Annotated in this window: 18 protein-coding genes; 9 read left to right on the forward strand and 9 right to left on the reverse strand. The window is 62.3% G+C overall.

The window, feature by feature from the left end; translation table 11 throughout:
• Nucleotides 1-2: 2 nt before the first annotated feature.
• The 3 genes from I6E56_RS05430 to I6E56_RS05440 all read right to left on the reverse strand — a co-directional run bounded on the left by I6E56_RS05430 (nucleotide 3) and on the right by I6E56_RS05440 (nucleotide 2,418).
• Nucleotides 3-278, reverse strand: coding sequence for a hypothetical protein (locus tag I6E56_RS05430; protein ID WP_197136563.1), 276 nt, complete (start codon nucleotides 276-278; stop codon nucleotides 3-5).
• 149 nt (nucleotides 279-427) lie between these two features.
• Nucleotides 428-1,501 (reverse strand): VIT1/CCC1 family protein, encoded by a 1,074-nt coding sequence (locus tag I6E56_RS05435; protein WP_197136565.1) that lies wholly within the window; start codon nucleotides 1,499-1,501, stop codon nucleotides 428-430.
• Nucleotides 1,498-2,418, reverse strand: a complete 921-nt coding sequence (locus I6E56_RS05440; RefSeq protein ID WP_197136567.1) for an aldose 1-epimerase family protein — start codon at nucleotides 2,416-2,418, stop codon at nucleotides 1,498-1,500. The genes I6E56_RS05435 and I6E56_RS05440 overlap by 4 nt, the downstream gene beginning before the upstream one ends.
• Before the next feature lie 44 nt (nucleotides 2,419-2,462).
• Here I6E56_RS05440 and I6E56_RS05445 point away from each other — a divergent pair, with 44 nt between their 5' ends.
• Complete coding sequence (locus I6E56_RS05445; RefSeq protein WP_197136569.1) at nucleotides 2,463-3,479, forward strand: galactokinase family protein; 1,017 nt, start codon at nucleotides 2,463-2,465, stop codon at nucleotides 3,477-3,479.
• Between the two features lie 59 nt (nucleotides 3,480-3,538).
• Here I6E56_RS05445 and I6E56_RS05450 read toward each other — a convergent pair whose 3' ends face one another.
• From I6E56_RS05450 to glyA, 3 genes are all read right to left on the reverse strand, one after another.
• On the reverse strand, nucleotides 3,539-3,694 hold the full coding sequence (locus I6E56_RS05450; protein ID WP_197136571.1) for a hypothetical protein: 156 nt from the start codon (nucleotides 3,692-3,694) through the stop codon (nucleotides 3,539-3,541).
• Between the two features lie 2 nt (nucleotides 3,695-3,696).
• Complete coding sequence (locus I6E56_RS05455; RefSeq protein WP_197136573.1) at nucleotides 3,697-4,572, reverse strand: bifunctional methylenetetrahydrofolate dehydrogenase/methenyltetrahydrofolate cyclohydrolase; 876 nt, start codon at nucleotides 4,570-4,572, stop codon at nucleotides 3,697-3,699.
• 142 nt (nucleotides 4,573-4,714) lie between these two features.
• Nucleotides 4,715-5,998 carry a serine hydroxymethyltransferase gene (gene glyA, locus I6E56_RS05460; RefSeq protein WP_197136574.1) on the reverse strand — a complete coding sequence of 428 codons (1,284 nt, stop codon included), beginning with the start codon at nucleotides 5,996-5,998 and terminating at the stop codon, nucleotides 4,715-4,717.
• Nucleotides 5,999-6,219: 221 nt separating this feature from the next.
• On the opposite strand from glyA, the gene nagA reads away from it, so the two are divergent.
• Nucleotides 6,220-7,392 carry an N-acetylglucosamine-6-phosphate deacetylase gene (gene nagA, locus I6E56_RS05465; RefSeq protein ID WP_197136575.1) on the forward strand — a complete coding sequence of 391 codons (1,173 nt, stop codon included), beginning with the start codon at nucleotides 6,220-6,222 and terminating at the stop codon, nucleotides 7,390-7,392.
• Here nagA and I6E56_RS05470 read toward each other — a convergent pair.
• Nucleotides 7,328-8,584: an MFS transporter gene (locus I6E56_RS05470; RefSeq protein ID WP_197136576.1), complete on the reverse strand. Its 1,257-nt coding sequence runs from the start codon at nucleotides 8,582-8,584 to the stop codon at nucleotides 7,328-7,330. The genes nagA and I6E56_RS05470 overlap by 65 nt on opposite strands.
• Before the next feature lie 52 nt (nucleotides 8,585-8,636).
• On the opposite strand from I6E56_RS05470, the gene purU reads away from it, so the two are divergent.
• Nucleotides 8,637-9,479 carry a formyltetrahydrofolate deformylase gene (gene purU, locus I6E56_RS05475; protein WP_197138115.1) on the forward strand — a complete coding sequence of 281 codons (843 nt, stop codon included), beginning with the start codon at nucleotides 8,637-8,639 and terminating at the stop codon, nucleotides 9,477-9,479.
• Here the strand turns inward: purU and I6E56_RS05480 are convergent.
• Together I6E56_RS05480 and I6E56_RS05485 are read right to left on the reverse strand one after the other, a co-directional pair.
• The gene (locus tag I6E56_RS05480) at nucleotides 9,476-10,018 is read right to left on the reverse strand and encodes a DUF1697 domain-containing protein (protein ID WP_197136577.1); all 543 of its coding nucleotides are present in this window, start codon (nucleotides 10,016-10,018) and stop codon (nucleotides 9,476-9,478) included. The genes purU and I6E56_RS05480 overlap by 4 nt on opposite strands.
• A 61-nt stretch (nucleotides 10,019-10,079) precedes the next feature.
• Nucleotides 10,080-10,853: a glucosamine-6-phosphate deaminase gene (locus I6E56_RS05485; RefSeq protein WP_197136578.1), complete on the reverse strand. Its 774-nt coding sequence runs from the start codon at nucleotides 10,851-10,853 to the stop codon at nucleotides 10,080-10,082.
• Between the two features lie 344 nt (nucleotides 10,854-11,197).
• On the opposite strand from I6E56_RS05485, the gene I6E56_RS05490 reads away from it, so the two are divergent.
• From I6E56_RS05490 to mnhG, 6 genes are read left to right on the forward strand one after another with little or no spacing between them, the layout of a single operon-like run.
• Complete coding sequence (locus I6E56_RS05490; protein WP_197136580.1) at nucleotides 11,198-14,110, forward strand: Na+/H+ antiporter subunit A; 2,913 nt, start codon at nucleotides 11,198-11,200, stop codon at nucleotides 14,108-14,110.
• Nucleotides 14,107-14,631: a Na(+)/H(+) antiporter subunit C gene (locus I6E56_RS05495; protein ID WP_197136582.1), complete on the forward strand. Its 525-nt coding sequence runs from the start codon at nucleotides 14,107-14,109 to the stop codon at nucleotides 14,629-14,631. The genes I6E56_RS05490 and I6E56_RS05495 overlap by 4 nt, the downstream gene beginning before the upstream one ends.
• Nucleotides 14,628-16,184 (forward strand): Na+/H+ antiporter subunit D, encoded by a 1,557-nt coding sequence (locus tag I6E56_RS05500; RefSeq protein ID WP_197136584.1) that lies wholly within the window; start codon nucleotides 14,628-14,630, stop codon nucleotides 16,182-16,184. The genes I6E56_RS05495 and I6E56_RS05500 overlap by 4 nt, the downstream gene beginning before the upstream one ends.
• Nucleotides 16,181-16,816 carry a Na+/H+ antiporter subunit E gene (locus I6E56_RS05505; protein WP_197136586.1) on the forward strand — a complete coding sequence of 212 codons (636 nt, stop codon included), beginning with the start codon at nucleotides 16,181-16,183 and terminating at the stop codon, nucleotides 16,814-16,816. Before I6E56_RS05500 ends, I6E56_RS05505 begins: the two co-directional genes overlap by 4 nt.
• Nucleotides 16,813-17,079, forward strand: a complete 267-nt coding sequence (locus I6E56_RS05510) for a monovalent cation/H+ antiporter complex subunit F (protein WP_197136587.1) — start codon at nucleotides 16,813-16,815, stop codon at nucleotides 17,077-17,079. The genes I6E56_RS05505 and I6E56_RS05510 overlap by 4 nt, the downstream gene beginning before the upstream one ends.
• Nucleotides 17,076-17,477, forward strand: coding sequence for a monovalent cation/H(+) antiporter subunit G (gene mnhG / locus I6E56_RS05515; RefSeq protein ID WP_197136588.1), 402 nt, complete (start codon nucleotides 17,076-17,078; stop codon nucleotides 17,475-17,477). The genes I6E56_RS05510 and mnhG overlap by 4 nt, the downstream gene beginning before the upstream one ends.
• The last annotated feature ends 15 nt before the right edge of the window (nucleotides 17,478-17,492 follow it).

Consider the following 17,492-nt stretch of genomic DNA (forward strand, 5'->3'; position numbering starts at 1 on the left):
GGCTATCCCTTAGCCGCCGACGCAAGGTCAGCATCCGCCTGCTCGAAAGCGGCAGCCGCCATGCTGGCGCTCAGCCCGGCAGCACCAATCCTGGCTTCAACGCCTTGCGCAGCCACTCGGGCCCACATGTTGACGTCTTCGATTGCAGAGACAATCGCGGCGCTACACGAGTCACTCGCGTCGATAGAGAGGTTGTCCGGCACCGCATCGGCGAGATGGCTGAGTAACACGGCAATATCGGACACCGCAACGGTATCTATCTGCAGATCATCGGCCATCGTGGCACTTTCACCTTTCACATCGTCCGAGCGCTCGACACCGGTTCGCGTCTGCTGCGGCCGCATCACTGCCCCACGCACAGGAGATCACGTAAGACCGTCTTGCACGGCGCTCCAATGCCACACAAGAGCGGAGGGATACTCGAATATTAGCTCAAGTTTACGCCGAAGAGGAGCCCGAGGAGGTACGTTGCCGCAGCAGCGCCGAAACCAATACCGAGCTGACGCAGCGCGCGCTTGAGCGGTGAGGCGCCGGAGAGCAACCCGACGATCGAGCCGGTAACGAGAAGGGCGATTCCCACCAGCACCGAGGCGATCACCACCGCAGTGAGACCTTCTGCGCCAAAGAGATAAGGCAGCACCGGGATAACAGCGCCCGAAGCAAAGAAGCAGAAACTGGATGCCGCAGCCCCCAACGCGGAACCAATCGGATTGTGCTCTGCGGTCGCTGCCACGGCATCCGTCTGGCGACCAGCGAGCACTTCGGCGGCGTGCAGCTCGGCCTCCTGGGCGGACATGCCGCGTGCGCGGTAGACGAGGGCGAGTTCGTTTTCGTCGACGTCGAGGTGGGTGACGGAGTCGGTGGCGACCGGACCGTGCGCTGCCGCTTGTTCAAGCTCCAGTTGGGAACGCACTGACACGTATTCACCGGCAGCCATCGAAAGCGCTCCGGCGAGAAGCCCGGCGACGCCAGAGAGCAGCACGACAGCGTTCGGAAGGCCAGCAGCACTCATACCGAGTACGAGGGCGAGGTTGGAGACGAGCCCATCGTTTGCTCCGAACACGGCGGCGCGGAACGTTCCCGAGAGGCGTTGGCGCCCACGGGTAGCGAGAGCGCGAACCACTTCCTCGTGCACGGCTTCGTCGGCGGCCATCGTGTCGGTCGCGTCGGCGTCATCCAAATACGGCGAACGTGACTCAGCGCGCTGAGCAAGGGCGAGCACGAAGACGGAACCAAAGCGTCGGGCCAAGAAGCCGAGCATCCGCGTGCGGGGGTCAGTCGGGCGTGGACGGCCGGCGTGCTCCCCCAGCAGGATCAGCCAGTGGTTCTCGTGGCGTTTTTCGGCAGCGGCGAGCGCAAGGAGAATCTCGCGCTCTTCGCCGGTGCGCCGGGATGCCAGATCTCGATAGACGGCAGCTTCGGCTCGTTCGGCAGCAAGATAGCGTCGCCACCGTCGCACTTCGCGGGCGCTCGGGGCGGAGCTCGGTTCTGTCACGGTCATGCTGAGTACTCGACACCCCAACTCGCCGCGAACTCAACGCCGGGCTCCAGCCACAGCAGTCCGCGGCCGGTGTTGAACGCGTTGGGCGCAGCCGTCATCGGTTCGATGGCGACAACCTGGCCGACGCCGGTGAGGGTCGGGAAGTTGCGGGGCGTGAACAGCTGTACGAAGTCGAACTTGTCATCAACGGTGACGCGAATTTCGCGACCGTCTGGCGCGGTGAGGCGTGCAGCAACACCGTTGACAACCTCAATACCGCCGAACGCCGTGTCGAGATCGAGCTCTCCGACGAGGCGACCACCGCTGAGATCAAACCCGGTACCGGAAACAGCGACTTCGTTAGTCGGGATGTTGCGCTCGTTCGATTCGAAGCGAGTGGCGGCGGTCATCGTGAGAGTCAGCTCCGCGATGGGAGTGTCACCGATCTTGAAGAAGGGGTGCGTTCCGAGCGCGTACGGGGCTGCGGCATCCGACAGGTTCGTGGCGGTGTGGCTGACGCGCAGACCGTCCTCGACGAGTTCGTAACGCACCGTGGTGTGCAGGTGAAACGGGTAGCCATGCTGCGGGAACACTGTTGCCTCGAGTGTGACTGAGCTTTCGGTGCGCTCGACGAGCGAGTAGCCCGTGTTGCGCAACAAACCGTGGATCGCGTTGTTGCGATCGCGTTCGGTGATGTCGAGGTGTTGTGGTTCGCCTTCGAGCATCCACGTGCCGTCTTCGATGCGGTTCGGCCACGGCACCAACACGATGCCGTCGGCAAACGGTGGCATCGCAGTCTCAGCGTAGGATTCCACGAGATCAACACCGCCAATGCTGAACTCCCGCAATGACGCAGCAAGTTCCGTGATCGTCGCTCGCGCCTCGCCCTGCTCAGTGTCGCGAGAAATGATGTACTGGGTTCCGGTAGGCGTGCTCACCGCAACAGCTTATCGGCGCAGACGCAACAACGAAGGAAGCAGCCATGTCAGATATTCGCGATGACGTTCTTTATGACTTCGAGGCCGTGTTCGGTCACCCCGCCGCCGGCGTCTGGTCGGCCCCCGGTCGCCTCACGCTGCTCGGCACTCCCGATAGCCCCGAGACGGATGCCGAACTCGCCATCGCGATCAACCGCCGCACCGTGCTCGCCGCCGGCCCCAGCCCTGACCGCACCGTGCGCATCGCGAGCGCTCTCGTCGACGAAATGGTCACGGTGGATCTCGACGAGCTAGCCACGACCGCGGTAGAAGGCTGGAGCCGCAGTGCGCTGACCATTGTGCACGAAGTGATGGCGTCATCCGCTGATCCGAGCGCCCTGAGTGGTGTCGACGTCTTCATCGACACGACCATTCCCGTCGGCGCTGGCATGGGGTCGTCGTCGGCGCTGGAGGCCGCGCTTGCGCTTGCGCTCACCGATCTGTGGAGCCTGGGCGAACACATCGCCCACCTGCCCGAGCACCCCGACGTTGCCGCGAGCGTCTTTGCGCTCGACGACCACGCCCTCGTGCGGCTCGAAGGCGAAACCCGCCCCGAGCCACTCCCTCTCGACTGGAAAACCGCAGGCCTTGAACTGCTGGTGATCGACACCGATGCGCCAACCGCCGACGAACTTGACACCGCAACAGCGGATGATGAAGTGCGTCGCACGCTCCACACCATTACCGAAAACCAGCGGGTCCGCGACGCGGCTCTCGCCATTCGCGATGAGACCCCGCGGCTCTTGGGCGCGCTACTCGACGCGTCGCAGGCGAGCCTGCGTGACGACTACGGAATCTCCACCACCGAAATTGACCTCGCCGTAGAAACCGCTCTGGCATCCGGAGCATTAGGAGCACGGATGCTCGGCCGCCCGTTTAGCGGAGTGGCCGTTGCCCTCGTCGACACCGACACCGCATCGCGCGTGCGCGTTGCTCTCGATGGCGCCTTCGCCGAGCATGCCCTGGGCCAGCCGACCGTCACCGAGGTGCTGCCCTCGCTCGGAGCACTACGCGACCGCTAGCGGGAACCGCGTAGCTACTCTTCGCGACGCGCTCGGTGCCAGCGGCTATTCGCTAGGCCCTATTCGCTCACGATCTTGAGCACGAGCGCGACGGCGAAGCCGATCGCCACAATCGTGCCGGTCCAGACCCAGACCTGAGCCCACGGAAAGCGACGCTTGCGCGGGGTGCGCTTAGCGGCGCCGCCCTGGTGCGGCGCCGAGCCTTTCGCTGCCACCGTTAGAGCCGTTCGGCCGCGTCGACGACGTTCTTCACGAGCATCGCGCGAGTCATCGGGCCAACGCCGCCCGGCATGGGCGAGAGGTAGCCGGCGACGTCAGCAACGCCGGGGTCAACGTCTCCGACGAGGCGGCCCTTGCCGGTTTCTTCGTCGATGACGCGAGTGATTCCGACATCGAGAACAGCTGCTCCCGGCTTGATCCACTCGGGGCGAATAAGGCCAGCAGAGCCGACAGCAGCAACCACGATGTCCGCTTGGCGAACGTGGGTCTCCAACTGGGTCGTGCGGGAATGGGTGAGGGTGACCGTGGCATCCAGTCCCTTGCGGGTGAGGAGCAGGCCAATCGGGCGGCCGACAGTGAGGCCGCGACCGACAACGACAACGTGCTTGCCCGCGATGGGAACGTCGTAGCGTTCGAGCATTTCGACGATTCCGGCCGGGGTGCAGGGCAGCGGCGAATCGAGCTTCGTGCCCACGCCAAGCACGAGACGACCGAGGTTGGTGGGGTGCAGCCCATCCGCATCTTTGGCGGGGTCCATGAGTTCGAGCATCGCGTTCTCATCGAGACCGGCGGGCAGCGGCAGCTGAATGATGTAACCGGTGACGGCAGGGTTTTCGTTCAACGCAACAATGGCATCCCGAACTTCGTCAGCGGATGCCGTGGCCGGCAGATCGACGCGAATAGATTCGATGCCCACTTCGGCACAGTCGCGGTGCTTGCCGGCGACATAGGAACGGCTTCCGGGGTCGTCGCCCACGAGAAGGGTGCCGAGGCCCGGAGTGATGCCGCGAGCCTTCAGGGCATCCACGCGCACGCGCAGTTCGTTCTTTACGGCGGTGGCCGTAGCGACACCATCAAGCTTTACTGCGGTCATCGTTTTCCGTTCGAATCGGGCCCATGCGCTGATCGGCCACCTACAACTGCCCTGTCCATTAAACGCTAAAGAGCCCGCCTCCGTGTTCACACAGAAGCGGGCTCTCTAACGGTGGTCGTTTTCGACCCCGACTATGGCCTGTTTAGGCCCAGCTACCGGGGCTCTCGAGTCCTTCATAGAGCGGGAAGGCATCGGCGAGCGCGCGGGCACGAAGCTGCAACGCGGTAATGTCGGCGCCGGGCTTGAGAGTTTCGGCGATGATGTCGGCAACCTCGGTGAATTCGGCGTCACCGAATCCGCGGGTGGCCAACGCTGGCGTTCCGATGCGGAGACCCGAGGTCACCATCGGCGGGCGCGGGTCGGCAGGAACAGCGTTGCGGTTGACGGTGATGTCAACCGAGTGCAGCAGGTCTTCGGCTTCTTGACCGTTGAGTTCTGACTTGCGCAGGTCGACGAGCACGAGGTGCACGTCGGTGCCTCCCGTGAGTACGTCAATGCCGAGCTCAGTCATGTCGTCGTGAACGAGTCGCTCAGCAAGAAGCTTGGCGCCGCGAAGGGTGCGCTCCTGGCGGTCCTTGAAGTCGTCGGATGCCGCAAGCATGAATGCGGTCGCCTTGGCGGCGATCACGTGCATGAGCGGTCCGCCCTGCTGGCCGGGGAACACGTTGGAGTTGATCTTCTTGGCGATATCAACGTTGTTCGTGAGGATGAAGCCCGAGCGCGGTCCACCAATGGTCTTGTGAACAGTCGAGGACACGACATCTGCAAAAGGAACGGGGTTCGGGTGCAGACCAGCGGCAACGAGTCCGGCGAAGTGCGCCATGTCGACCCAGAGCACTGCTCCAACCTCATCGGCGATCGAACGGAACTCAGCAAAGTCGAGCTGACGCGAGTAAGCCGACCACCCAGCGATGATGACCTGCGGCTGAACCTCAATGGCCTTGGCACGAACATCCGCCATATCAAGAACGCCGGTCTCTTCGTTCACACCATAAGCGTGAGCTTCGTAGAGCTTGCCCGAGAAGTTGAGGCGCATGCCGTGAGTGAGGTGCCCGCCGTGGTCGAGCGAGAGACCGAGGATGCGGTCGCCGGGCTTAGCGATAGCCGACAGAACGGCGGCGTTGGCCGACGCCCCCGAGTGGGGCTGAACGTTAGCGAACGCGGAACCGAAGAGGCTCTTGGCGCGATCGATGGCGAGCTTCTCGGCAATATCCACAAATTCGCAGCCGCCGTAGTAGCGACGCCCCGGGTAACCCTCGGCATATTTGTTGGTGAGAACCGAACCCTGCGCCTCAAGAACAGCGCGCGGAACGAAGTTCTCACTCGCGATCATCTCGAGAGTGTTGCGCTGACGGTCGAGCTCTTGAGCGAGCACCGCAGCGATCTCAGGGTCTACCTCAGAGAGAGGCGAGAGGAACGTTGACACAGATGATCTCCTTGCGACGGGGTGGATACTTCCAAGATACCGGGTGAACGCTCAACGCAAGCGGTTAGTCTGTGGCCTTCTTCCGCACGATAGGAAACAAGCCTGCACTCCAAGTGGTCTAACGCACCCTTGAAAAAACCCCTATTTCTGTCAGACTTTGGACTACATCGTCACCCGCGATTAACGACTTTGGAGCGCCCCTGCTCCCCCGAATGGACCCCATGTCTCGCCGTATTATCCACTCCGCAACGCTCGTGAGCGACGGTGTGCAGCGCGACAACGCCTGGGTCGAGTTCAGCGGCGACAGCGTTGCCTCCACCGGAAGCGGTGATTCCTGGCGCGAGCGCGCGGATGCCGCCACCATCGTCACCGACGCCGAAGGCGATTTTCTTACTCCTGGCTTCATCGACATCCACTCTCATGGCGCTAACGGTGTCTCTTTCGATGACGGGCCGGAGGCCATCGCTACGGCGCTTGCCGCCCACCGGAGCCATGGCACGACCCGCTCGGTTCTTTCGCTCATCGGCGATTGTCACGAGTACCTCGTCGAACGCTTGACCGAGGTCGCCGAGCTTGTTCGTCGCGATCCGCTCATCGTGGGCAGCCACCTTGAGGGCCCGTTCCTCAATCAGGAGTTTCGCGGTGCACACAATCCGGCCACACTGCGCAGCCCTACTAGGGCCGAGATCGAGCAGCTGTTGGCGGCCGCCGCCGGAACGCTGCGCCAGATCACGTTGGCCCCAGAACTTGCCGGCGGCGCCGACGCTGTCGCCCAATTTGTGGCTGCCGATGTACGCGTAGCTGTTGGCCACACTGCCGCTACCTACGCCGAAACTCGCGCCGCGTTTGACGCGGGAGCGAGCATTCTGACGCACGCCTTCAACGGCATGCGTGAGATCCACCACCGCGCTCCCGGTCCGGTGGCTGCCGCTTTCCACTCCCCCGGTGTCACGCTCGAGGTCATCAATGACGGCGTGCACGTGCATCCGGATGTCGTGAAAATGTTGTTCGCTTCGGCCCCCGGTCGCATCGCACTGATTACCGACGCGATGTCTGCGACGTGTGCGGGTGACGGTCACTACCTTCTCGGCTCACTCGATGTGACTGTGACCGATGGCGTTGCCCGACTCACCGACGGCGACTCGATTGCCGGTTCTACTCTCACGATGGATGCCGCGGTGCGCCGTGCTGTCACCGAAGTCGGGCTGAGCGTGCCCCAGGCTGTTTCCGCGGCTACCGCTGTGCCTGCCCGGGCGATAGGACGCGAGGGCGATCTGGGCTCGCTTGCTCCCGGATTCGCCGCCGACGCCGTGCTACTCGATGCCGACTTTAAGGTGCGGGCGGTGTGGGCTGCTGGTCGCGAATTGCTGCGGCCCGAGCATCCCGACGCCTGAGCATCTCGCCACCGATGATCGCGAAGACAACGGCAACGCCGAGGATCGCGGCGTCAACGTAGGGCAATGAGATGACGCCGTAGCTGTCGAGAAGGATGCCGCCTACGAGTGCGCCGCCACCGATACCGATGTTGAACGAGGTCGTGAGGTATGCAGAGCCGACGTCCCGCATGCGGGGTGAGGCCAGTTGCAAGAGTCGTGTTTGCATCATGGCGGGAACACCGCCGAAGGCGGTTCCCCACACGACGATGGCAACGAACATGATGGCGGGCTCGGCAGGGAACAGGGCCAGCAGCACGGCGCACATTGCAACGAGCGCCACCGTGACGGGAATGATGCTGCGCGGGAAGCGGTCAACGAGCATTCCCGCGAGCGCGAGACCGAGGGCCCCGGCTGCTCCGTAAATGAGGAGAACGCCGGCGACAGCGCCGCTGTCGATTCCTGCGGGGCCAATCAGGTACGGAACGATGTAGGTGTAGAAGAGGTTGTGGCCGAGCATCACTAGAGCCACCAGGATGCACACGTAAATCACGCCGGGAACTGACCGGTCTTTTCGCAGTGGGATCGAGATTTCGCCAGTGGCGAGGGGCTGCTGGTGATCGACAGGCGGCAGTATCCGCACGACCATGATGGTGAGGGCGGCGATGATGATCGCGATCACGACGAAAGCGAGGCGCCAGCCGAGGGCGTGACCGAGAGCGGTTCCCACGGGCACTCCGAGAACGAAGGCGGCGGTAGCACCCGCGCTTGTGACGGCAACGGCTCGACCAACCTGGTGCGGCGGAACGAGGTGAGCAGAGTAGGCACCGACCACGGCCCAGAACAGTCCGTGGGAAAGGCCACCAATGATGCGAGCAATGACGAGCACCGCATAGTTGGGCGCGGCGGCGGCGAGCAAATTGCCGATCACAAACACAACAAGAACGATGATGACGAGCTTCTTGCGCGGCTGGTTGCGGGTGAGGGCAGCCAGCGGTGCCGTGGAGATAACGACAGTCGCCGCAAAGATCGTGATGAGCAGCCCGACCTGCGACTCCGATACCGCCAACTCGGCGGCAATCTCAGGCAACAAACCGGTGGGCAACCATTCGCTGGTGACCGAGGTGAAGATCAGTGCCGAGAGGGTGAAGAGCCCCGCCCAAGGAAATGCTTGAGAAGACGAGGCTGATGAAGAAGTGCGTGGCGTGCTCATGTTTGACTAAGCCTACCGCCAGCACCGGTACGCTAAATCAGTGACCACCTCAATGCACTGGATCGTAACCCTCACCTGCGACGACAAGCCCGGCATCGTTCATGCCATCAGTGGCGCCATTGTTGAGGCCGGCGGCAACATCACCGAATCGCAGCAATTCTCCAGTGGAGACACCGGTCGTTTCTTCATGCGCCTTCAAGTGCAGTCGGATGCTCCGCGCGAAGTATTCGAGCAGGCTCTCGCCCCCGTGACCGAGCGGTACGCGATGGAGTGGCAACTCGACGTTGTGGGGCGCCCGCTGCGCACGCTCGTGTTGGCATCCAAGGCCGGACACTGCGTCAACGACCTTCTCTACCGTCAACGTGCTGGCCAGCTGCCGATCGAGATGCCGTTGATCATGAGCAACCACCCCGACCTTGGCTCGCTCGCCGCGTTCTACGAAGTGCCGTTCGAGTCGCACACCGTCACGACACCCGGCCAGAAGTTGGCCTTCGAAGACCGCATTCTCGAGGTCGTGGAGCAACACGACATCGAGCTCGTCGTGCTCGCCCGCTACATGCAGATTCTCTCCCCCGAACTGTGCGCGCAGCTGAGCGGCAAGATCATCAACATTCATCACTCCTTCCTGCCCGGCTTCAAGGGTGCGAACCCTTACAAGCAAGCGCACGCTCGCGGCGTGAAGCTCATCGGTGCAACCGCCCACTTTGTGACGAGCGACCTCGACGAGGGCCCGATCATCGAGCAAAACGTCGTGCGCGTCGATCACGCCAGCACGTCAAGCGAACTCAGGTCGATCGGTCAAGACGAAGAAAGCCGCACCCTCACGCAGGCCGTGAAGTGGTTCGCCGAAGACCGCGTGCTGCTCGATGGTGCGCGCACGATCATCTTTCGCTAGGCCCCGTCAAGCAGGTCACGAAGCTTGAGGGTCGTGCGCCAATTGCGCACCGTCATACGCTTCGACAGGCGGTTAACGCGCAAGCGGTCAATGCGCGATTTCGCTGAATCGATGACCGTGCGCGAAAAGTAGAGCGCGTCTGGGCCTGCTGAGACAGAGTCAACCTGTTCGTTGAGTTCGGGCACAAGGGTGATCGCTTCCGCTGCAGTGAGAGGCCGCTTGAGAAAGAGCACATCGCTCAGAAACTCCGCGGAACCGTGATCGCTCGGAGCGGCTGCTACGGTCGCCGTGAACTCGTCGCGGGAACGCACGACGGTGAGGATGTCGGTGCCCAAGCGCTCGCGCAACATCCGCTCGATCGTGACCTCGAGCTCGGCGCTGCTCGTCACGTCGGAGGCGAACACGACGTTGCCGCTCTGGATGTAGGTGCGCACGTCACCGAAGCCGGCATCGGCAAAGCACTCTTTCAGCGACGCCATGCTGATCACATTTGAGCCGCCAACGTTGATTCCGCGAAGCAGCGCCACATAGTTCGTCATGAGCTAACGATGGCACGGAGTACCGACACGAGGCGGTGCCCCACTGGTGAAGCCGGGAGCCTTAGCGCAACCGTTCCCAGTCGAGGCGGTTCTCCCAGGAGTAGCGGTAGTAATCGGCGAACTTCAGCTCGGATGCCGCAGCCTCGTCCACAATGACCGTGACGGTCGGGTGCAACTGAATTGCCGATCCCGGCAGGCTCGCCGTCACCGGCCCTTCGACCGCTCCCGCGAGCGCCGCGGCCTTCGCTTCGCCGAACGCCAGCAAGACGAGATGCCCCGCGCGTTGAATAGTGCCGAGCCCCTGCGTGATGCAGTGCTTAGGTACGTCGTCGGGTGAATCGAAGAAGCGCGCATTGTCGAGCCTGGTCTGCTGGGTGAGGGTCTTCACTCGGGTGAGCGACGCGAACGATGACCCCGGCTCGTTGAAGCCGATGTGCCCCGTCGAGCCGATCCCGAGAATCTGCAGGTCAACGCCACCGGCCGCGACGATTGCGCGCTCATAGTCATCGCCCGCCGTTTCGATGGGCCCGCTCTCGGCCGGCACCTGCACGAGCTCGGGCGTCAACCCGAGCGGTTCAACAACTTCGCGCGTGATCACCGAGCGGTAGCTTTCGGGATGCCCCGCAGGCAATCCGACATATTCATCGAGAGCGAATCCCCGCACTGCAGAAAGGTCGAGGGCTCGAGCCGCGAGCGCAGCCCAGGTTGTTAAGGGCGTCGACCCGGTTGCTAGGCCGAGGACGGCATCCGGAGTCTGACGCACGAGCGCCTCGATGAGGTCGGCAGCGACTTCGCCCGCCGCGTGCTTGTCTTCAACGATTACTACCTCAGCCATGCCACCGACCTTTCGCTTCGTAGCTCACGGGCGCCGCGCCAACCACGCCATAGCGAGAAATCGCCGTCGACAATCTACGCCAAGCACTACTCAACACGATCGCCAGCAGGAATGTCGAAGTGGTCTTTGCGCGCGCCTAAAGTTTCGGGTGCTCATCCACACCACTTGCCCCGATATCCGTCCGGTAGAATGTTCTCGACGAAGACACCGACCATCTCGCCACTCTGCCGCAGCGCTATTCACTCTGGTTTCGCTGCAGCACTCGACCACCAGATCGAGCACCCTTAAGGGAGAACTGCACTGAATCCGCAAGGTTCCAGCCCCAGCTCGAAGCGGAGCGACCCGTGATAGCGCTGCTGTGTGCGTTTGCCCTCGTCTCGCTAGCCATTCCCGCGCTCACGCGACTTCTTCATGTTCGGGTTTTCTTCATCACTGCGATCATTCCCGCAGCGGCATTTGTTTACACCCTGCTACAGACTCCCGCAGTTTTCGCGAATACGCCGCCGGCTGAAACCATTCCGTGGATCTCCCAACTCCAGCTCGATCTCAGCTTTCGGGTCGACACCCTCTCGTGGCTACTCTCCCTCGTTGTCACGGGCGTAGGTACTCTCGTGATGCTGTACTGCATCAAGTACTTCACAGCCACCGAAGAAGGTCTCGGTCGGTTCGCCGCGGTCTTCCTCGCCTTCACGGGCACGATGTACGGCCTTGTAATCGCGGACAACGTCTACCTACTCTTTATTCTGTGGGAAGCCACGACGGTGTTCTCGTTCCTACTCATCGGCCACTACACCGGTCGACTGGCGAGTCGCATCGCTGCGATGCAGGCTCTCATTGTCACGACCGCCGGTGGGCTCGTGATGTTGGTCGGGCTCGTCATGCTGGCCGCACGCACCGGCACCGCGAGCCTGTCACGGATCATTGAACTCGCTCCCGACGGCACCGCGGTCACGATTGCGATCATGCTGATTCTCGTGGGAGCGCTCAGCAAATCGGCCATCGTTCCCTTCCAGTTCTGGCTTCCTTCAGCTATGGCCGCTCCCACTCCTGTCAGCGCCTACTTGCACGCTGCGGCAATGGTTCAAGCCGGCATTTATCTCATCGCACGGCTAGCGCCCGCGTTCGCTGAAACCCCCGGCTGGCAACCACTCCTGCTCGGACTTGGAGTGTTCACGATGCTGGTGGGCGGATGGCGCGCGCTCACCCAGATCGATCTCAAACTCTTGCTTGCCTATGGCACCGTCAGCCAGCTCGGGTTCTTGCTGACCGTCGTAAGTTTTGGCACTCGCACCGCGGCTCTTGCCGGAGTAGCTCTGATCCTTGCTCACGCTCTTTTCAAGGCGGCGCTGTTCATGGTCGTCGGGCTCATCGACCATCGCGTCGGAACGCGTGACCTCACCAAGTTGAGCGGGCTCGGCCGCGAAGCTCCGTTCCTCACGACGGTCGCGATCATCGCCACTGCGTCGATGGCCGGAATTCCTTTCACCGCAGGCTTTGTTGCCAAAGAATCCGTCTTGGCGAGCTTCGTTGAGAGCGCAACAACGGGATCGGCGCTGGGTTGGATCGCGATCATTGGCGTCGCAGTCGGCTCGACTCTCACCGTCGCGTACAGCGCACGCTTTCTCTGGGGTGCCTTCGCCAGCAAAGATGGCGTTGAGACGGTACGACCGCTTCACGAGAACGTCTGGTTCTTGTCGTCACCCGCAATTCTCGCCGCAAGCGGTCTCGTTCTTGCCCCACTCTTCGGCACCATCGGAACCGTCCTTGAAGGTTATTCGCAGCTATTCCCCTCCGAGGGATACGACTACTCCCTCAAGCTGTGGCACGGTTTCGACGCCGCCTTCTTTGTCTCTGCCGCCACGCTCGTCGGCGGCCTCGCGCTGTTCTGGGCACGCACCCAGGTCTTCAGGCTCCAATCCCGAGTGCCCTCGGTGGTCGACTCGAACAAGCTGTACCGTTCCAGCCTGCGCGTGCTCGACCGCGTTGCGCTGCGAGTGACAGCAACGACGCAGCGAGGTTCGCTGCCGTTCTACCTCACCGTGATCCTGCTCGTGATGGTCGGCTCAGTAGGCAGCACGCTAGCGCTGAATCGCACCTGGCCAGACTCCATCCGACTTTTTGACAGCGCAGGGCAACTCGCCATCGGCACGGTCATGATCGTTGCCGCCCTCGCCTTGCTCGGCGCTCAGAAGCGCTTCCAAGCTGCCGTGCTCGTCGGAATTGTCGGCTACGGAATGGCCGCGCTGTTCGCGTTTCACGGCGCCCCCGATATCGCCCTCACCCAGGTTCTCGTTGAAACCGTCACCCTTATCGCGTTCGTGTTGGTGCTTCGGCGGCTCCCTGCTCGACTGGGCAAAGCACACGGCAGTTCGCGACGCGTTTTGCGCGGGGCCGTTGGCCTCTCCGTCGGCCTTCTCATGGGTGTCGTCGCCGTTGTCGCGCTCGGCGCTCGAAGTGCGGAGCCTATCTCCGCGTCGCTCCCCCAGCTTGCGTATGAGATTGGTCATGGCCAGAACGTCGTCAATGTTGTGCTCGTCGACATCCGAGGCTGGGACACTCTGGGGGAACTCTCCGTCATTGTGGCGGCGGCCACCGGCGTCGCTAGCCTCGTGTTCTTGCGCAGCCGCACCGACAACCTTCCCCGCGTCTCGGAAACCCGCGCCAGGGGAACGATTCGCGCTCGGCTCAAGCCCTCGCGTGAGGTCGTATCCTCCGAGTATCTGCCGGGTGTTCAAGATCCCTCGACTCGCAACGCATGGCTACTCGCTGGGCGACGACTCGCGCCAGAGAACCGGTCGATTCTCCTCGAAGTCGTAATTCGGCTGCTCTTCCACCCGTTGATTGTGTTGTCGATCTATCTCCTCTTTGCTGGCCACAACCTCCCCGGAGGCGGATTCGCTGCCGGCCTCGTGGCGGGTCTCGCGCTAGCCGGTCGCTACCTCGCCGGTGGACGCTACGAGCTCGGGGCAGCAGCGCCCTTCGATGCAGGACGAATTCTCGGAGTCGGTCTCGTGCTCGCAGCAGGAACGGCAACCGTGCCACTCTTCCTCGGCGCGGATGCCCTCACCTCCACCTTCTTCGAAATCACGATTCCCGTGCTCGGCCACCTCGAGTTCTCGACCTCCACCATCTTCGATATCGGGGTCTATCTCGTCGTCATCGGAATGGTGCTGGATGTCCTGCGCAGCCTGGGAGCAGAGATCGACCGTCAGCGCGAAGAGTCCTCTGAATCCCTCGAGAGCGGAAGCACAATATGAACGCCTCGCTGACTCTTGTCATCATCATGGTCGTCCTCTACTCGGTAGGGGTGTACCTCCTCCTTGAGCGCAGCATGACGCGCGTGCTTTTGGGCTTCTTGCTCGTGGGCAATGCGACCAACCTGTTGATCCTCATCGTGTCTGGCCCCTCGGGTGCCGCCGCGTTCTATGGTGAGGATGCTGCGACGGCCGACCCCTTGCCGCAGGCGTTCATTCTGACGGCCATTGTGATCACCTTCGGTGTCTCCGCGTTCCTGCTCGCTCTCATCTACCGCTCGTGGCGACTAGCTAACGCCGATGTCGTCTACGACGACTCAGAAGACCTCGCGATGGGCCGCCGCCGCAGCTCGGTCACCACCGATCGCGCCGTTGACGGTGACGATACCGAGTTCGGTACGCGTGCCGCGGCTGCGATCTCCACTGCCATCGATCTCCGAGAGCAAGAGGAGCGCGAGGAGCAAGAGAGCCTCGCGGCGGAACGCAGACAGCAAGAACGTGACGCAAAGGAGGCAAGCGAATGAGCGCCCTGACCACGCTCGTCGTGCTCCTGCCGCTACTCGGCGCGGCCGCAGCGTTGACTCAAGCCAAGCGCCCGCGCGTTCAGACCCTCATCGCGGTCAGCGTACTGAGCGCTGTTCTCATCATTGGCGTCGCCCTGCTCGTAGCGGTCGACACGAATGGCGCGATTGCCGTGGAGGTCGGTGGTTGGCCAGCGCCCTACGGCATCGTGCTCGTTGTCGACAGACTCTCCGCCCTCATGCTCGTCGTTTCTGCCGCCGTACTGCTGGCTGTTCTCGTGTTCTCGGTGGGTCAGGGCCTTGCCGATGGTGACCGGGAAACTCCCGTCTCGATCTACTATCCGACCTACCTGATTCTGGCGACTGGCGTCTTCAACGCGTTCGTGGCTGGCGATCTCTTTAACCTCTACGTCAGCTTCGAGATTCTTCTCGTCGCAAGCTACGTGCTGATCACGGTGGGAGGCACGAAGCCCCGCATCCGTGCCGGCACCGTCTACATCGTCGTGAGTCTGGTCTCCTCCGCCATTTTCCTCGCCGCCATCGCGATGATTTATGGCGCGACCGGCACAGTGAATATCGCCCAGCTTGCCGTGCGACTTGCAGAACTGCCCGCCGACATCCAGTTGATCCTCCACGTCATGTTGCTGATTGGGTTCGGCATCAAGGCCGCCGTCTTCCCGCTGTCGTTCTGGCTGCCCGACTCCTACCCGATGGCGCCAGCACCCGTCACAGCAGTCTTCGCCGGCCTGCTCACCAAAGTCGGTGTTTACGCGATCATCCGCACCGAAATGATCATCTTCCCCGACGGACAGCTCAATACGGTGCTGCTGATCGTGGCGGCACTCACCATGGTGATCGGAATCTTGGGAGCCGTCGCGCAGTCCGACATCAAGCGACTTCTGTCATTCACGCTCATTAGCCACATCGGCTACATGCTGTTCGGTATCGGCATCGACACGGCGGCAGGCCTTGCCGCGGCCACGTTCTACATCGTTCACCACATCACGGTGCAGACCACGCTCTTCTTGGCCACCGGGCTCGTCGAGCGTCAAGGTGGCACCACCGGCATCAACAAACTGGGCGGGATGCTCAAGACAAGTCCCATGATCGCCGTGCTGTTCTTCATTCCCCTGCTGAATCTCGGCGGCATCCCACCGTTCTCCGGTTTCCTCGGAAAGTTGGCACTGTTCGAGGCCGGAGCCGACAACGGTTCTGTGCTCGCCTGGGTACTCATCGGCTGCGGTGCCGCGGTCTCACTCCTCACGCTGTACGCTCTGGCTCGGGCCTGGAGCATGATCTTCTGGCGCGATGCCGAAGAGGTGGCCGACTACGAAAATCCGTTGGCGATGCGGCCAGAAACGGGAAGCTCCACGATCGTTGAGTCCGTGCGCACCACCCCCAGGATCATGGTCGGCGCCACCGTTGCCATGGTTGCGGTGAGCATCGCCCTCACCGTCTTCGCCACCCCGCTCTTCGACCTCAGCGCTAATGCCGGAGAGAACATCGACGGCCCCGCCTACTACGTCAACACTGTGTTTCCAGGAGGCCTCGAATGAGTCCTCATGACGACCAGTCCGGCTCCGTAACGGCGTCAACGGCTCCGACCGCCTCCGAATCAGCGAGCGCTCGTAAAGTCTCGCGCACCGAAGTTCGCGGCCGAGTCTGGCAGCAGTTGCCACTACTGCTCGGTCTCGTGGTCCTGTGGGCTGTGCTGTGGGGGCAACTGACCTGGCTCAGCATTCTTACCGGCTTCCTCGTGGCGATCGCGGTGACGCGCGTGCTGTACCTTCCCCCGGCCGACATCTCCGGTCGACTCAACATCTGGTACTCGCTCGTTTTTCTGGCCCACTTCATTGCGGATGTGACCGTGGCCTCTTTCACGGTGGCATTCCAAGCGCTGAGCCCGCGACCGATTCCCACATCCTCGGTCATCGCCGTGCAGCTCTGCACGCGCTCCGATTTCGTCATGACCCTTGATGCGATTGCGATGTCGTTGGTGCCAGGATCCATTGTCGTCGAGGTCGATCGGGAACGCGCCATCCTCTACTTCCACACTTTCGATACAACAACGTCCGCCGACGTCGAATCGATGCGCACCAAAGTACTTGTGGTGGAATCTCGCATCGTGCGGGCAATCGGCTCGAAAGCAGACCTCGCTCGCATCCATGACACGGAGGCCTCCCGATGAACGAATGGGTATTCATTGCTGTCGGGGTGATGCTTCTCGTCGCAGCTCTATTGGCGCTGTACCGCATCATCCGCGGTCCTTCAATCCTTGACCGCATGATCGCCTCAGACATGCTGCTCACGACCATCATTTGTGCGCTCGGTGCAGAGATGGTCTACAACGATCACATTCGGAGCATTCCTGCGATGCTCGTGCTCGCGACAACGGCGTTCCTCGGCTCCGTCGTGGTAGCGCGCTATGTTTCGAGGAGGACAACCCCGTGACCCTCGATTTTGTTCTCGACATCCTGACAGGCGTATTCCTCCTGCTCGGCGGGTTTCTTTCTGTTGCCGCCGGCGTAGGACTTCTGCGTTTCCCCGATGCCATTGCACGCCTCCACGCCACGACGAAGCCGCAAATCTTGGGGTTGGCATTCGTGCTGCTCGCGATCGCGCTGCAGCAACGCCAGCTTTCGACAATTCTCGTGTTGCTCTTTTTGCTCATTTTCCAAATGATCACCGCTCCGGTATCGGCCCATATGATCGCTCGCGCCGGCTACCGCGGCGGAATCATCGCCCCCAATTCGCTCCTCGTCGACGAGCTCGAACAAGCTATTGATGGTGCGCCTGAATTCGACGACGCACTCGACGAAACAGATACTGCCTCCGAGCACGGCGATTAACGTGGTGAAGTTCCA

This window comes from Salinibacterium sp. NK8237 (assembly GCF_015864955.1).
In the GTDB taxonomy this organism is placed as follows: domain Bacteria; phylum Actinomycetota; class Actinomycetes; order Actinomycetales; family Microbacteriaceae; genus Rhodoglobus.

Bases quoted from the DNA above. Each gene is read 5' to 3' on its own strand.
- I6E56_RS05430 (WP_197136563.1), bottom strand. From the start codon at position 278: ATGGCCGATGATCTGCAGATAGATACCGTTGCGGTGTCCGATATTGCC.
- I6E56_RS05435 (WP_197136565.1), bottom strand. From the start codon at position 1,501: ATGACCGTGACAGAACCGAGCTCCGCCCCGAGCGCCCGCGAAGTGCGA.
- I6E56_RS05445 (WP_197136569.1), top strand. From the start codon at position 2,463: ATGTCAGATATTCGCGATGACGTTCTTTATGACTTCGAGGCCGTGTTC.
- I6E56_RS05455 (WP_197136573.1), bottom strand. From the start codon at position 4,572: ATGACCGCAGTAAAGCTTGATGGTGTCGCTACGGCCACCGCCGTAAAG.
- nagA (WP_197136575.1), top strand. From the start codon at position 6,220: ATGTCTCGCCGTATTATCCACTCCGCAACGCTCGTGAGCGACGGTGTG.
- I6E56_RS05470 (WP_197136576.1), bottom strand. From the start codon at position 8,584: ATGAGCACGCCACGCACTTCTTCATCAGCCTCGTCTTCTCAAGCATTT.
- purU (WP_197138115.1), top strand. From the start codon at position 8,637: ATGCACTGGATCGTAACCCTCACCTGCGACGACAAGCCCGGCATCGTT.
- I6E56_RS05480 (WP_197136577.1), bottom strand. From the start codon at position 10,018: ATGACGAACTATGTGGCGCTGCTTCGCGGAATCAACGTTGGCGGCTCA.
- I6E56_RS05485 (WP_197136578.1), bottom strand. From the start codon at position 10,853: ATGGCTGAGGTAGTAATCGTTGAAGACAAGCACGCGGCGGGCGAAGTC.
- I6E56_RS05495 (WP_197136582.1), top strand. From the start codon at position 14,107: ATGAACGCCTCGCTGACTCTTGTCATCATCATGGTCGTCCTCTACTCG.
- I6E56_RS05500 (WP_197136584.1), top strand. From the start codon at position 14,628: ATGAGCGCCCTGACCACGCTCGTCGTGCTCCTGCCGCTACTCGGCGCG.
- I6E56_RS05505 (WP_197136586.1), top strand. From the start codon at position 16,181: ATGAGTCCTCATGACGACCAGTCCGGCTCCGTAACGGCGTCAACGGCT.
- I6E56_RS05510 (WP_197136587.1), top strand. From the start codon at position 16,813: ATGAACGAATGGGTATTCATTGCTGTCGGGGTGATGCTTCTCGTCGCA.